Annotated in this window: 11 protein-coding genes; 4 read left to right on the forward strand and 7 right to left on the reverse strand. The window is 72.6% G+C overall.

Going from position 1 to position 13,508, the window contains the following annotated elements:
• Window positions 1–3: 3 nt before the first annotated feature.
• The 5 genes from JOF44_RS16170 to JOF44_RS16190 all read right to left on the reverse strand — a co-directional run bounded on the left by JOF44_RS16170 (window position 4) and on the right by JOF44_RS16190 (window position 7,236).
• Complete coding sequence (locus tag JOF44_RS16170; protein WP_209893775.1) at window positions 4–2,004, reverse strand: serine hydrolase domain-containing protein; 2,001 nt, start codon at window positions 2,002–2,004, stop codon at window positions 4–6.
• Window positions 2,005–2,063: 59 nt separating this feature from the next.
• Window positions 2,064–2,651 carry a TetR/AcrR family transcriptional regulator gene (locus JOF44_RS16175; protein WP_209893778.1) on the reverse strand — a complete coding sequence of 196 codons (588 nt, stop codon included), beginning with the start codon at window positions 2,649–2,651 and terminating at the stop codon, window positions 2,064–2,066.
• Between the two features lie 350 nt (window positions 2,652–3,001).
• Window positions 3,002–4,606, reverse strand: coding sequence for an MDR family MFS transporter (locus JOF44_RS16180; protein WP_209893781.1), 1,605 nt, complete (start codon window positions 4,604–4,606; stop codon window positions 3,002–3,004).
• Window positions 4,607–5,041: 435 nt separating this feature from the next.
• The gene (locus JOF44_RS21200) at window positions 5,042–5,905 is read right to left on the reverse strand and encodes a response regulator (RefSeq protein ID WP_209893783.1); all 864 of its coding nucleotides are present in this window, start codon (window positions 5,903–5,905) and stop codon (window positions 5,042–5,044) included.
• Window positions 5,902–7,236: a sensor histidine kinase gene (locus JOF44_RS16190; RefSeq protein ID WP_209893786.1), complete on the reverse strand. Its 1,335-nt coding sequence runs from the start codon at window positions 7,234–7,236 to the stop codon at window positions 5,902–5,904. The genes JOF44_RS21200 and JOF44_RS16190 overlap by 4 nt, the downstream gene beginning before the upstream one ends.
• A gap of 102 nt (window positions 7,237–7,338) precedes the next feature.
• Here JOF44_RS16190 and JOF44_RS16195 point away from each other — a divergent pair, with 102 nt between their 5' ends.
• Window positions 7,339–8,088, forward strand: coding sequence for a GAP family protein (locus JOF44_RS16195; RefSeq protein WP_209893789.1), 750 nt, complete (start codon window positions 7,339–7,341; stop codon window positions 8,086–8,088).
• A 115-nt stretch (window positions 8,089–8,203) separates the two neighbouring features.
• Here JOF44_RS16195 and JOF44_RS16200 read toward each other — a convergent pair whose 3' ends face one another.
• Window positions 8,204–8,860 (reverse strand): hypothetical protein, encoded by a 657-nt coding sequence (locus tag JOF44_RS16200; protein ID WP_209893792.1) that lies wholly within the window; start codon window positions 8,858–8,860, stop codon window positions 8,204–8,206.
• A gap of 134 nt (window positions 8,861–8,994) precedes the next feature.
• Between JOF44_RS16200 and JOF44_RS16205 the strand changes: the two genes are divergently transcribed.
• From JOF44_RS16205 to JOF44_RS16215, 3 genes are all read left to right on the forward strand, one after another.
• Window positions 8,995–9,618, forward strand: coding sequence for a TetR/AcrR family transcriptional regulator (locus JOF44_RS16205; RefSeq protein ID WP_209893795.1), 624 nt, complete (start codon window positions 8,995–8,997; stop codon window positions 9,616–9,618).
• A gap of 172 nt (window positions 9,619–9,790) precedes the next feature.
• Window positions 9,791–10,864 (forward strand): LacI family DNA-binding transcriptional regulator, encoded by a 1,074-nt coding sequence (locus JOF44_RS16210; RefSeq protein ID WP_209893798.1) that lies wholly within the window; start codon window positions 9,791–9,793, stop codon window positions 10,862–10,864.
• 5 nt (window positions 10,865–10,869) lie between these two features.
• Window positions 10,870–12,156 carry an alpha/beta fold hydrolase gene (locus JOF44_RS16215; protein ID WP_425351057.1) on the forward strand — a complete coding sequence of 429 codons (1,287 nt, stop codon included), beginning with the start codon at window positions 10,870–10,872 and terminating at the stop codon, window positions 12,154–12,156.
• A 141-nt stretch (window positions 12,157–12,297) separates the two neighbouring features.
• On the opposite strand, the gene JOF44_RS16220 is transcribed toward JOF44_RS16215, so the two are convergent.
• Complete coding sequence (locus JOF44_RS16220) at window positions 12,298–13,332, reverse strand: formylglycine-generating enzyme family protein (protein WP_209893805.1); 1,035 nt, start codon at window positions 13,330–13,332, stop codon at window positions 12,298–12,300.
• Window positions 13,333–13,508 lie beyond the last annotated feature (176 nt).

A 13,508-nucleotide genomic window follows, 5' to 3' on the forward strand; every position in this document is an offset into this window, starting at 1 on the left:
GGCTCAGACGGTGAGGGTCAGCGGCACCCCGATCAGGCGGTAGAACACGGCGACCGCCACGAATGCGCAGGCCGAGGCGGTCACGACGCCGTAGAGCACCCGTCCCCGCGGGCTCCACCATCCACGCACCCACGCCAGGATCGCGAGGACGAGCATCGCCGGCGCCACCAGGGCCAGGACCGACATCGTGTTCAGGGCGATCGACAGCGCCGGGCTCCCTGTCAGGGGGATCTGCGCGAGCAGGTTCGCGTCGGCCGTGACGATCACGAACCCGACCGCGAAGACCACCGTGCACAGCCCGGCGATCCAGGCCAGCACCTGCGCGATCCGCGCTCCGACGGGCGGCGTCCCGGCGGGCGAGGTGACGCGGCCTCCGCGTCTCCCGACGACCAGTCGCACGGGCAGGACGACGAATGCCGCCAGCAGCACGGCGGCGGACACGGCGAGCACCGCCAGGTGCAGCGCCGGGGACTGATACCAGGGGAGGGGCTCGAAGGAGCTCGACGGCATCTGGGTGGTCACCAGGTCTCCGGAGCCGGTGACTCCCAGCTCGGCCCCGCCGCCCTCGAGGACGAAGCGGTCCGGCGCGGTCGCCACCCAGGTCTGCGCGGTCACGTCGGGGTCGTGGGAGAGGCCGACGGTGGTGATGCGCCCCGGTCCGACGGCCTCCACCGTCACCGGCGCGGTCAGCGAGGAGACCTTGGTGAAGTTTGCGTGCGACGTGCGCGCCGAGCGATACGTGCCGGCGACGGCCTCGCTCGCCTCCTGCCCCGATGTCGCTGCGGCGGCGTCGCCGGGAGGGGTCGAGTCGCCGGGCGAGGCCCCGTCGCCGACCTCGAAGGCCTCCGCGACCACGGCGCGGACCAGCTCCTCGCCGCCCCAGAAGGCGGCCTGATCCGTCCCGTCCCCGGTGTAGGCGACGTGGATGCCGAGACCGTGCTGAGGCAGCAGCGCCATGTTGTGGTGGGTGCCCGGCTGATCGCCGTCCTTGGTCACCACCTGCTGGCCGTGCATCGAGCGCTGCTCCCAGGCGTATCCCATGCCCGGCAGATCCGGGTGGGCGGAGAACTGCTCCTGCTGCATCACGGAGGGGACGTCGGCTCCGAGCGGAGAGTCCGCCTCCAGCTGGGCGATCATGAAGCGGCCCATGTCCGCTCCGGTGGTGAGCACATCGGGACCGGCCGGAGTGGCCGGGCTGAGCTGGGCGCCGGCCCGGGTCTGCCCGTCCTCGGTCGGGCGGTACCCGGGTGCGACCGTCGTCACCTCGTCGGTGGGGTGCGGCTGGCCGACGGAGGTGTGGGTCATGCCGGCGGGTTCGAGCACGTGCTCGGCGACGTACTCGGAGAAGTCCTGTCCCGAGGCGATCTGGACCAGGCGCCCGGCCAGCACGTAGTCGAAGTTGTTGTAGGCGACCAGCTCGCCGGGCGGACGCACCCGGGAGGGCAGCTCGTGCGCCGTGAACTCCGCCAGGCTCGGCAGCTCCTGTCGGTCCCACTGCGACCAGCCGTACACGTCGTCGTCGAAGCCGGCGGAGTAGGTCAGCAGATGGTGCAGGGTCACGGGGTGCCCGGGGTAGGTCTCGGGGATCTCGAGGTCGGTGAGGTATTGGTTCACGTCCGCGTGGAGGTCCAGCTCGCCCTGCTCGACGAGCTGCAGGACCGCGGTCGCCGTGAAGAGCTTCGCGATCGACCCGGTGTAGACGCCCGTGCGATCGGGGTCCATGGCCGTGTGCGCGTGGGGATCGGCCTCGCCGTAGCCCGAGGAGAACACGGTCTCGCCCGCGGCCACCACGGTCACCACGGCGCCGGGGATCTGCCCCTCGGCCAGCTGCGCGGGGACCAGCTCGTCGAGCAGCGGGCCCACGCCCTCCAGCTCGGGCCCGCGCCGACCGGGATCGGCGGCGGCGACCCCTGGGGCGCACAGCATCGCCACCGCGGCAAGGGCGAGGAGGAGGACGAGGGGGCGACGACGAGGGATATCTTGGTGGTACGACTGTGTTCTCACGGTCGTGAACGTACCAACGCCCCAGGGCGGGGGCAAGGAATATCCTCCGGACGGAGGAGTCAGGCCGCCAGAGAGTCCAGATGGGCGCGCAGCAGGCGCCGGGCCCCGTCCGGATCGCCGTCGCCCCCCTCGAACACCAGGTGCATCGCGAGCCCGTCGAGCAGGGCGTGCAGGCGCCGCGCCTCGAGCTCGAGATCGGCCCCGGGGGCGAGATCCGAGCCGTTGTCCAAGGCGCCGATGAGGTTCCGGCAGCTCCTCCGCAACGCCGCCTGGGCCTCCTCCCGCAGTGGGATGAGCTCTGGGTTCGCCCTGGCCGCCATGAACAGGCTGAGGTAGACCTCCATCTCGGCGCAGCGTTCCGGGTCCAGCGGCAGGAACTGGGCGGCGACCGCCTCGACGCCTCGACGGTCGGCCACGGGGAGCATGGGCTCGACGCGACGGCCGACGCGGTCCAGCACCAGCTGCAGCGAGAACGCCAGCAGCTCGTCCTGGCTGGAGAACACGTGGCGCAGCGAGCTCACGGTGAGCCCCGCCTCCGTGGCGACGCTGCGCACCGAGACCCGCCCGACGCCGTCCCGGAGCAGGACCCGCCAGGCGGCCTCGGCGAGCTCCTCGCGGCGGCGGGCATGGTCGATCAGCTTCGGCATGGGATCACCGTAGCGACACGGCCGTGCCACCACAATTTCGCGGTGCGGTGCGGTGCGGTGCGGTGCGGTGCGGTGCGGTGCGGTGCGGTGCGGCGGGGTGGGGTGCGGCGTGTGCACTGTGCGCAGCGCCGACGATCGGGTGCGCGGCGCGCTGCGTCACCGTTGCACAGATGGCGTTTCGGAGCCCCGAGAGCGCCGCGAACGCAACGGTGGGCACCTTTGGGCGCAATGGTGGGCACCCTCGGACGCAACGGTGGGCACCCCCGGTGCGGTTCCGCGTGCCCCTCGTCGTACTCCCTGCCCGCGCCGCCTGCGCCACTGGTCCGCCGGTCTGCCGCCGGCGCCGCTGCTCAGGCGGTGCCGGCGGCCGGGGCCTGCGTCGACTCGTCGGCAGCGGGACCCTGCTCGGCGGGATTCGCCCGCAGCGTGAGCGCCAGGCCCACGGCGATCGTGGTCATCACGCCTCCGAAGGCGAACGCCCAGCCGACGCCGCTGGCCTGGGCAACCTGCGCCGCGGCCCCGGACTCCGTCGCGACGACCGCACCGAGCGTGAGCAGGGCGATGAACACCGCGGTGCCCAGTGCTCCGGCCAGCTGCTGGAGCGTGTTCAGGATCGCCGACCCGTGTCCGTACAGCTCGCGCGGCAGGGCACCCAGGGACAGCGCCATCAGCGGGGTCATGACCATGGCCATGCCGATGCCGAGCGGGACGTTCAGCGCGATGACCATGCCCTGGCCGGCATCGGCGTCCAGCAGGAACACCTCGAGCCAGCACACGATCGCCATCAGCGCCATGCCCGGGACCACGATCGGCCGCGGGCCCAGACGGTCGTACAGGGTGCCCACGAACGGGCCGAGCACACCGGAGGCGGCCGCACCGGGCAGCATCGTCAAGCCCACATCGAGGGTGGACATGCCCAGCGATCCGGTCATGTACAGCGGCAGCGCCACGACGGTGCCGAGCATGGTCGCGAAGCCCATCAGGATCACCACCACGGAGACGGTGAAGGTGCGCACCTGCAGGGGGCGCAGATCCAGCAGCGGCTCCTCGCCGCGGGTGCGCATGCGCACCTGGCGGGTGGAGAACACCGCGAGCGCGAGCACGCCGACGCCGGCCGCGATCAGCGGGATCAGGCGGGCCTCGCCCTCCACGATCTGGCTGATCGACGCCAGGGCGTAGATGACGCCGCCGAAGCCCACCGCGGAGAGGGCGACGGAGACGAGGTCCAGTCGCACCTTCTCCGGCTCGGTGTAGTTGCGCATGAACAGCAGCCCGATCACCAGGGCGACCACGATGATCGGCAGCATCATCACGAACAGCGAGTGCCAGGACCAGTGCTCCAGGATGAACCCGGAGATGGACGGGCCGAGCGCCGGGGCCGCCGAGATCACCACGCCCACCAGGCCCATCACCAGGCCGCGCTTCGAGATGGGGACCAGGGCCAGGACGGTGGTCATCAGCAGCGGCAGCACCATCGCGGTGCCGGCCGCCTGGATCACGCGAGCTCCCAGCAGCACCCCGAAGGTCGGTGCCAGCATCGCGATCGTCGTGCCGACCAGGAACAGTCCCATGGCGGTGAGGAAGACAGCGCGCACCGACAGGCGCTTCATGAGGAAGCCGGTGGTGGGGATGACCACGGCCATGGTGAGCATGAAGCCGGTCGAGAGCCACTGCGCGGTGACCGCGGAGATGGACAGGTCATCCATCAGGGTGGGCAGAGCGACCGACAGCAGCGTCTCGTTGAGGATCATCACGAAGGCGGAGACCACCAGGACGGCGATGATCGGCGCGACCTTGTAGGAGGCGGGCGCCCGGCCATCGGTGACAGTGGTGTCCGGATCGTCGGCGCCGTCGCGGGTGGCGGCCTCGGCCTCGGCGGAGGCGGCTCCGCCGGCGACGATTCCGGGAGACTCGACGGCTGGGAACTCGCCCGTGGGCTGACGGGTGGAGGTCATGGGGTGGCGTACTTTCTGCCTCGAGGGACCGGAGGGCCGGAACCCCTTCTCTCCGCGCGCGGGCGAAGCGGACGGGTCACCATCCGGCGCGGTCGACGGGCGGGGCCCGGAACCATGGAGATTCTTTCATGGACTGCAGGTTCCGGCCCTGTGAGGAGTGCCGCACTCGGGCGCCGTCAGCGGGACGCATTCGGGTGCCGGACCGAGGTGGTCCTGACGGGAGCGACGCCTCGGATCACATGTCCATCCTGTCGGACGTGTCGTTGAGCCCTGCCCATTCCGGCACGTCCGACCGGATCGACGGGAATCGGGCGTGTCTGACGGGATCGGCGGGAATCGGGCGTGTTTGACCGGATCGGCGGGTATCGGGCGTGTCTGACGGGATCGGCGTGAGTCCGGCGCGTCCGACGAGATGCCAGTCGGGCCGACGCCGACTCACCCGCGGTGCTGCTGCCACCACAGGGCGGCCTGCACGCGGGAGTCCAGCTGCAGCTTCGCCAGCACATGGGAGAGATGAGACTTGACCGTGGTGATCTCGACGTACAGCTGCGAGGCGATCTGCTGGTTCGAGCGCCCCTGCGCGACCAGCGCGAGCACGTCCTCCTCCCGGCGCGTGAGGGTCGGGACGGGGCCGGCCGTCCGCGCCGGGGATGACGTGGAGCCGGCGGTCGACGGAGCGGACGGAACTTTCGCGTCCTGCGCCCCCGCCGCTCCTGACGCGCCCAGAGCCCCCGGCGCCGAAGCCGCCCCAGACGCCCCCGACGACCACGGCGCAGACGACGCCCCCGACGACCCCGGCGCAGACGGCTCCCCCGACACTGACGACGCTCCCGCCCCCGGTCCAGCGCTCCAGGGCGCCGTCCGTCCCCGCAGCGCCCCGACCACGGCCCGGGTCGCGGCCGCGGACAGCACCGCGTCCCCGCGATGGACGTCCCGCACCGCCGCGAGGATGCGCGCCGGGTCCTCGGACTTCACGAGGTAGCCATCGGCCCCGGCGGCCAGCGCGCCCAGCACGTAGTCGTCGAGGTCGAAGCCGGAGATCACCAGCACGTGCGCGCCCGTCTGCCGCAGCTGCGGGGTGATCTCGATGCCGGTCGCCCCGGGCATGCGCACGTCGGTGAGGACCACCTCGGGCCGGTGCTCCCGGGCGGCGGCGACCGCGCCGGCCCCGTCGGAGGCCTCGGCGACCACGGTGATGTCGTCGGCGGAGTCCAGCAGGGCCACCAGGCCGGAGCGGACGGCGGGATGATCGTCGGCGACGAGCACACGGATCGGGTCGTGCGCGGGCGCATCGGTCACGGGCGGGCCTCCTGGGTGGGCGTCGGGGCGGTGAGAGATGAGACGGATCTGTCGGAGTCCGGTCGGGCGGGGTCGGACTCCGACCGAGCGGAGCCGGAGTCGGAGCTCGACGGAGTCGAGTCGGCGCTGGGCTCAGCGCTGCGGGCGCGTGCGGGCAGGCGGGCGAGCACCCGCCAGGTCCCGGCTTCCGGGGAGCCCTCCGGGGCGGGCCCCGAAGTCGCACTGCCGCCGACGGCGGTCGCCCGATCTGCGATCGCTCCGCGGCCGACGCCCGAGCGCGGCACCGCCGAGCCCGTCCGACGATTGCGCAGGTCCAGGGTCACGGCGTCGTCGGTCACCTGCACCGTCAGCGAGATCGGCGCCTGACCGTGGCGGACGGCGTTGGTCGAGGCCTCGGCGGCGATGCGCAGCAGCGCAGCCTGCACCGACGGCTCCACCCGCGCGGGATCGGTGGCCGCCGGGTCGATCCGGATCCGGGCCTCCCCATCGCGCCCCCGCAGTCGTGTGCTCAGCGAGGGCCAGTCCAGGGTGACGGCGGGCAGGGTGCCGGATTCCTCCGTGGACAGCACCCCGATCATCGAGCGCAGGTCCCGCAGGGCCGCGTGCGCCGACTCCCGCGCAGTGGTCAAGGAGTGATCGCGGGCCTCCTGGTCCTCGAGGGAGGAGGCGAGGTTCGTGTGCAGGGAGACCGCGCTGAGGTGCCCGGCGATCACGTCGTGCAGGTCGTGGGCGATGGTGCGGCGCTCGGTCTCCACGGCGTGGGCGGCCCGGGTGGCGGCGAGTTCGTGCTCGACGTCGGCGAGGGACTCGGCGGCCAGACGGGCGCCGCGGTGGTGGCGCACCTCCCAGCCCCACAGCAGCGGCGTCGAGACCACGAGGGTAGCGACCAGCAGCACCACCAGCAGGATGGGCCCGCTCGCCCCGAGCGCGACCGCGACGACGAAGGCGAGGACGGCGATCCCGACGGCGACGCCGGTGGTGACCCGGGCCAGACGCCGACTGCCGTGCATGACCGGGGTGAACAGCGCCTCGAACAGCAGGAAGTAGGCGGAGATCTGCCCGCCGACGACGATCTCCGCCGCGGCCAGCGTCCCGGCCACCGCCAGCACCAGCAACGGCAGGCTGCGGCGCCACAGCAGGCTCACGCAGGCCACCAGCAGCAGCGTCACCGACACCGCGGCCGGCCAGCGCAGGTCCTCCCCGAGGAAGCCGGAGTTGGTGGCCCCGGAGACCGCGAGCAGCACGACCACGACCGCGTAACCGGCCGCCGCCATCGCATCGCGACGGTCGATCGCGATACGTGGGCGGTGCTCGACCGGGTCGGAGGGCATGGCTCGAGGCTACGCGGCCGTGGCGCACGCCACCGTCCGTGCGGGCGCACTTCGCACCTTGGGAGGAGGACCGCAGGAGGCATCGGCGGACAGGATGGGGACATGGAATCGCTCCCGGAGTTCGCCGGCCCGCTGGGTCTGCTGGTGCTCGCCCTCATCGACTCCACCTCGATGGGCACCCTCGTCATCCCGGTCATCCTGCTCGTGGTGGGACAGGGCGGAGCGCTGCGCATCGCCGGGCGCACCCTGCTCTATCTCGCCGTGATCGGTGTGTTCTACCTGGTCCTCGGCATCGCGCTGCTGGCCGGTTTGCTGCCGCTGATCGAGTCCTTCGGGCACCTGCTGGCCTCGCCGGTGGTGATGCTGGTGCTCGCCGTGATCGGGGTGGGGTTGGTGCTGTACTCCTTCCGCATCGACCCCAAGGCGGTCGCCAAGCGCGGTGGGGACCCCGAGGCCTCCGCGCGGAAATGGACCGAGCGCGCCCGTCGTGCCTCCGGACACCCCGGGGTGCTGGTGGGCCTGGCGCTGCTGGCCGGCGTGATCGAGGCGGCCTCGATGATCCCGTACCTGGCGGCGATGGGGATCATCGCCGACATGGGGATCGGTCTGGGTCGCGGCGCGCTCGTGCTCGTCGCCTACTGCGCGGTGATGATCCTGCCCGGGGTGGTCCTGGCCGGGGTGCGGGCCGCGCTCGGCGCACGCGCCGACTCCTTCCTCGACCGTGCCCACGACTGGGCCGTGAAGAACGCGACCACCGCGTTCTCCTGGGCCGTCGGCATCGTCGGCGCGATCATCGTCCTGAACACGATCGGGCCGGCCCTGGAGCTGCTGACCGGTGGTGGGGTCTCCTAGAACGTGAGGTGTCGGGCTCGGCGCGAGGAGGGCGCCCGGGTCGAGAGGCGCCCGCTCACCGCAGAATGCTCCGGCTCCCCGCCCTCTCACCGCAGAGTATTCCGGCTGCCGCCCCTCACGGCAGAATCCTCCGGCTGCCGCCCCCGACCCCGCTCCGGCTCCGATTGCGGGTGTGGCGGCGATACATGGTCCACGCCGAACGCACGGTGTCCCGGACCAGCACGGCCGAGTCCCGCTGCTGCGAGGAGCCGGCTCCCCGACCGGTGGTGACCCCGACGGACAGGGCCAGGATGCCCAGCCCGAGCGCCGCGAACTGCACGGCCTCCCCGAGCAGCGTCGCCATCACGGCGAGCCCGCCGTGGTCGCGAGCGAGCAGCTCGTGCTCGACCTCGCCGACCAGCAGCGGCGTGATCAGGCCGACCAGCAGTGGGACGGCGGCTCCCAACACCCAGGGCAGGACCCGGTCGGACGCGGAGCGCCCGTGGAACGCGGCGATCACCAGCAGGGCGACGGCGAGGACCAGCAGCCCCAGACGCAGTGCGGCCACGGTGCCGAGCCATCCCAGCGCTCCCTCGAGGCCCCCGCCGTCCAGCGACCCGAACCACACGACCCGCTTGCCCACGAAGCCGACCAGCACGTTCAGCGCCGCCAGCACGCAGCCGATCACCCCCAGGGCCAGGGAGGTCGATGGGATCGCCCGTCGATAGGCGACCAGCAGGACGAGCGCCGCCAGCGGTGCGACGACGCCCAGGATCTCGATGATGCGGAACATGGTTTCCCTCCTTCGGGCCGGGGCGGGCCGCTCGTCGCGGAGCGGAGGAACCTCGGCAGCCTTCATGGCATGCATGTGCTAAAAACGCTACGGCTCGCACGCACGTGATGGCAAGGGTGTGCTATAAAAAGTGCATGCCGAAGATCGTCGATCCCGAGCAGCGCCGCCGACACATCGTCGCCGCCGTCTTCCGGGTGATCGCCCGCGACGGGGCGGCGCACGCCTCGTTGCGCAGCATCGCCGCCGAGGCCGAGCTGGCGATCGGCTCGGTGCGCCACTACTGCGGCAGCCAGCAGGAGATCCGCGAGATGGCGATCGAGGAGCTCACACGGGGATTCGAGGCGCGGTTCCGGGCCCATCTGGGGGATCTCGAGTCCGTGCGGGCCGGGGAGCTCTCTCGTCGGGTCCTGCTCACCCGGATCCTCGAGGAGTTCCTGCCACTGGACCGGACTCGAGCGGACGAGGCCGCGGTGTGGCTGGAGTTCTGGGTCGCCGCCCGCACCGACGAGGAGTTCGCCCCGTACGTCACGGATCTGCGACGCGGGATGCGCACCATCATCGAACGCACGCTGACGAGGGCGGCGCATGCCGGCGCGCTGCGGCACGGGCTCGACGAGGATCTCGAGGCCGACCGCTTGGCGGCGCTGCTGGACGGCCTGACCCTGCGCTGCCTGGAGCCCGAGAGCCTGTCCACGGACCGGGCTCGCGCGGCCCTGGGCCGTCACCTCGATGAGCTGCTGCGCCCCGAGACCCCCTGATGCCCGGCACGGCGCCGCCGACCTGGTGCCCGGTACGGCGCCGACGACGCCGGTGGAGCCGCCTCTCCGGTCCTGGCCTACTTGATCACCGTGATCAGACCCGGCGGTAGGATGCCGGGAACGAGGCCCGCGCCGACCTGCCGAGCGCGACGAACCAGGAGGTCCAGCCGTCATGAGCAGTGAGGTCGCCGTTCCCGCCCACCGCACCGCGGTCACCCTCGCCGATGTCGCCGGCCGGGCCGGGGTCTCGATCGCCACCGCCTCCTTCGTGCTCTCCGGCCGCGGCGGCAGCCGCTCGGCCGGATCGCCGGCGACCAAGGCGAAGGTGCGCGCGGCCGCGGAGGAGCTGGGCTACGTCCCCAACCGCAACGCACAGGCCATGCGCACCGGCCGCGGCGGCGGCATCGTGCTCTCTCTGGGCACCCTCGATGATCCATGGGGCGTGCAGCTGGCCAATCAGGTGCGTCGCGACGCCCTGCCCCACGACCTGTCCACGCTGGTGCTCGCCGACGAGCGGTGGCTCGAGTACCTCTCCGGCGCCTCGGCCGACGCCGCGTTCATCACCAGCGTCGACTTCGTCGAGGACGGTCCCGAGCGGGTGCGCCGCCTGAACGCCGCCACCCAGACCGGGATCGTCGCCTTCACGGCCCAGATGGAGCCCGAGGGGTTCGACGTCATCTCCTCGACGCCGTACCGGGCCGTCGCCCAGGCCTACCGACGACTGCGGGGCCGCCACGAGAGGGTGCACCTGTTGGCCCCGAACCTGGGGGACGGGCGGTGCACCCGCATCACCCTCGCCCATCCCCGCACCCGGGCCTTCCTCGAGGCCGTGCGCGACCTGGGGGACGGCCGCCCCGAGGATCTCGTGCACGTGAGTCCGGAGGGCAGCCGCGACACCTACCGCGCCGGCCTCGAGTGGCTCTCCGGACCGACCCGCCCGCGCGCCGTCATCTGCTTCACCGGCTACCAGGCCGTGGCCCTCCAGTTCGCGGCCGAGCGGCTGGGGCTGGACATCCCCGGGGACCTCGAGATCATCTCCATCGGGGACGTTCCGGCCGAATCCGAGTACTTCGACCCGATCAGCTACTACGGCGTCGACGACGTGTTCGCCCGGATCTCCTCCGTGGTGATCGACGCCGCCCGCGACCGCGGGGACCGACCCGGTCGGCTGCACGCCTTCGACTGGCAGTTCTTCCCCGGCGCCACCACCCGCGACGACGAAGCCACCCTCCGCGACGACGAATGAGTCCGATGCCCCACACCACCTGGACCCTGCCCGGCCTGCACCTGGAGGACATCACCCTCCCCGTCCCCCTGGACCACGCCGATCCCGCCTCGGCGCGCCTGGAGCTGTTCGCCCGGATCGTGACCGCGCCGGGCGGGGAGGATCTCCCGCTGCTGGTCTACCTCCAGGGCGGCCCGGGTTCCGAGGCGCCCCGCCCGCTGGACGCGTCCTCCCCGGGATGGCTCGCGCGTCTGCTGCGCGAGCACCGCGTGGTGATGCTCGATCAGCGCGGCACGGGGCGCTCCACCCCCGTCGGCCTCGACGCGCCCCTGCCCGCCGGAGCGATCGACGGCGCACCCACCCTGCGCGAGGCCACGCCTGCCCAGCAGGCGCACTACCTCACCCACTTCCGGGCCGACGCGATCGCGGCCGACGCCGAGCTGCTGCGCGAGCATCTCGGGGTGACGAGCTGGTCCCTGCTGGGGCAGTCCTTCGGCGGCTTCACCACGCTGCGCTCCCTCAGCGCCCACGCCGGCAGCGTGGACACGGCCCTGTTCACCGGCGGCCTGCCGGCGCTCGGCCCAGACCTCGACGCCGTCTACACCACCACCTGGCACGGCATGATCGCCCGCAGCGAGCGATTCTGGACGCGCTTCCCCGGGGACCGGGATCGGATGCGCGGCCTGGCCGATCTCGCCGCCGACGGGCGGCTGCGCCTGGCCGACGGGCAGCGTGTGGGCGTCGAGCGCCTGCGCCGTCTCGGGCATCTGCTGGGGGCCTCCCAGGGCGCCGAGCGGCTCCACTATCTGCTGGGCCTGGATCCGTCCGCCCCGGCCTTCGCCCACGACCTCGCCGCAGCGCTGCCCTTCGGTGGCCGCAATCCGCTGTACGCCGTGCTCCACGAGAGCTGCTGGGCCGACGGGACCGCCACGCGCTGGGCCGGGGACCGCACCATGCCCCAGGCTGTGCGCGAGGACCCGACGCTGCTGGCCGGCGAGCACATGCACCGCGACCTGTTCGCCGAGGACCCCGAGCTCGCCCCCTGGGCCGAGGCCGCCGACCTGCTCGCCGAGCACGAGTGGCCGCGGCTGTACGACGAGGAGGCGCTGCGGAAGGCCGACGTCCCCGGCGCGGCTGCGGTCTACTTCGACGACGCCTACGTCCCTCGCGAGTACTCCCTGGCCACAGCGGACCTGCTCGGCGGCGTGACCCCGTGGGTGACCAGCGAGTACGAGCACAACGGCCTGCGCGCCAGCGGTCAGGGCGTCATCGACCACCTGCTCGATCTCGCCGCCGGACGCCGCGCCGCCTGAGATCCCCACGGTCGCCGATCCGTGCAGCCGTCCGCTCGGCCCGTTCAGCAGTTCCGGGACGCCAGCGGCATGAGCTGTCACCATGCGTCGCGCCATCCCGCTTGGTCGAGCTCGGGAGGCGTCGGAAGGCGCGCCGCGCTCTCACGCGTCCATCGCGAGGCGGAAGCCCTTGTTGCCGCTGGCGTCCTCGGCGGCCGTCCCGCTACGGGCGGCGACCCGGTAGCGGTTGCAGTAGGAGTCGTGGCACAGGTAGGAGCCGCCGCGCATCACCCGCACGTCCCCGGTCAGCGAGGACGCCTGGCCCGTGGTCCAGCGATCGCTGCACCATTCCCAGACGTTCCCGGCCACCTCGTACATCCCGTACCCGTTGGGCGGGAACGAGCGCACCGGCGCGGTGCCCAGGAAACCGTCCTCGAGGGTGTTGCGCACCGGGAAGGCGCCCTGCCAGATGTTGCAGCGATGCTCGCCGCCCGGCGTGAGCTCGTCACCCCAGGCGTAGCGGGCCTGATCGAGACCGCCCCGCGCGGCCTTCTCCCACTCCGCTTCCTGCGGCAGGCGCATCCCGCACCAGGACGCGAAGGCCTCCGCGTCCCGCAGGGACACGTGCACGACGGGGTGGTCCGCACGATCGGCCGCGGAGGAGCCGGGGCCCTCGGGACGATCCCAGCGGGCTCCCTCGACGGCCCGCCACCACGGAGTCCCCGGAGGTTTCCGGCTCGCCCGGCGCACATCCTTGTCCAGCAGCGCTCCGAACACGAAGGACCAGCCGAAGTCCTCGGCCTCGGTGACGTACCCGGTCTCGGCCACGAAGGCGGCGAACTCCGCATTGGTCACGCACGCCGGATCGATGCGGAAGGCCGGCAGATCCACGGCGCGGACGGGGGACTCGCCGTCGCCGGGGTTCCGGTCGCTGTCCTCGGAGCCCATGCGGAAGGGCCCGGCGGGGATCGAGACGGCATGGTCGGCGCGGGATCGGACCTGCTCGGTCGGGGCTGCCCAGGCGGCGAGGTCGCGGGCTCGGTCCGTGCGGGTAACCGAGGTCGATGGATGGGACACGTCTTCCGTCCCGTCGAGACTTTCGCGTGCGGCGGCGCAGCACGGTGCCGGCGCGGGACCCGAGGTGTCGTCCTCGGGTGAGGAGAGGGGCAGGGGAGCGGAGGCGCCGGCATCGGTCATGCACCCACCGTATGTCTGCTCGGGCGGCCCTGTCCGTCCGGCCGCTGCGGTGGGGCGGGACTGTGCGGTGTCGGTGTGCCGACGATCCGGCCGCCCGACCGGCCCGTCGAACCGCAGGCTTGACATTCCCGTGACCGATGCCTGTAGCGTGTAATCGATTACTGACGCGATCGCGA

This window comes from Brachybacterium fresconis, assembly GCF_017876515.1.
Classification (GTDB): Bacteria; Actinomycetota; Actinomycetes; order Actinomycetales; family Dermabacteraceae; genus Brachybacterium; species Brachybacterium fresconis.

Coding starts and splice junctions, on each gene's coding strand:
- JOF44_RS16175 (WP_209893778.1), bottom strand. CDS start 2,651: ATGCCGAAGCTGATCGACCATGCCCGCCGCCGCGAGGAGCTCGCCGAG.
- JOF44_RS16200 (WP_209893792.1), bottom strand. CDS start 8,860: ATGTTCCGCATCATCGAGATCCTGGGCGTCGTCGCACCGCTGGCGGCG.
- JOF44_RS16195 (WP_209893789.1), top strand. CDS start 7,339: ATGGAATCGCTCCCGGAGTTCGCCGGCCCGCTGGGTCTGCTGGTGCTC.
- JOF44_RS16180 (WP_209893781.1), bottom strand. CDS start 4,606: ATGACCTCCACCCGTCAGCCCACGGGCGAGTTCCCAGCCGTCGAGTCT.
- JOF44_RS16210 (WP_209893798.1), top strand. CDS start 9,791: ATGAGCAGTGAGGTCGCCGTTCCCGCCCACCGCACCGCGGTCACCCTC.
- JOF44_RS16190 (WP_209893786.1), bottom strand. CDS start 7,236: ATGCCCTCCGACCCGGTCGAGCACCGCCCACGTATCGCGATCGACCGT.
- JOF44_RS16215 (WP_425351057.1), top strand. CDS start 10,870: ATGCCCCACACCACCTGGACCCTGCCCGGCCTGCACCTGGAGGACATC.
- JOF44_RS16205 (WP_209893795.1), top strand. CDS start 8,995: ATGCCGAAGATCGTCGATCCCGAGCAGCGCCGCCGACACATCGTCGCC.
- JOF44_RS16220 (WP_209893805.1), bottom strand. CDS start 13,332: ATGACCGATGCCGGCGCCTCCGCTCCCCTGCCCCTCTCCTCACCCGAG.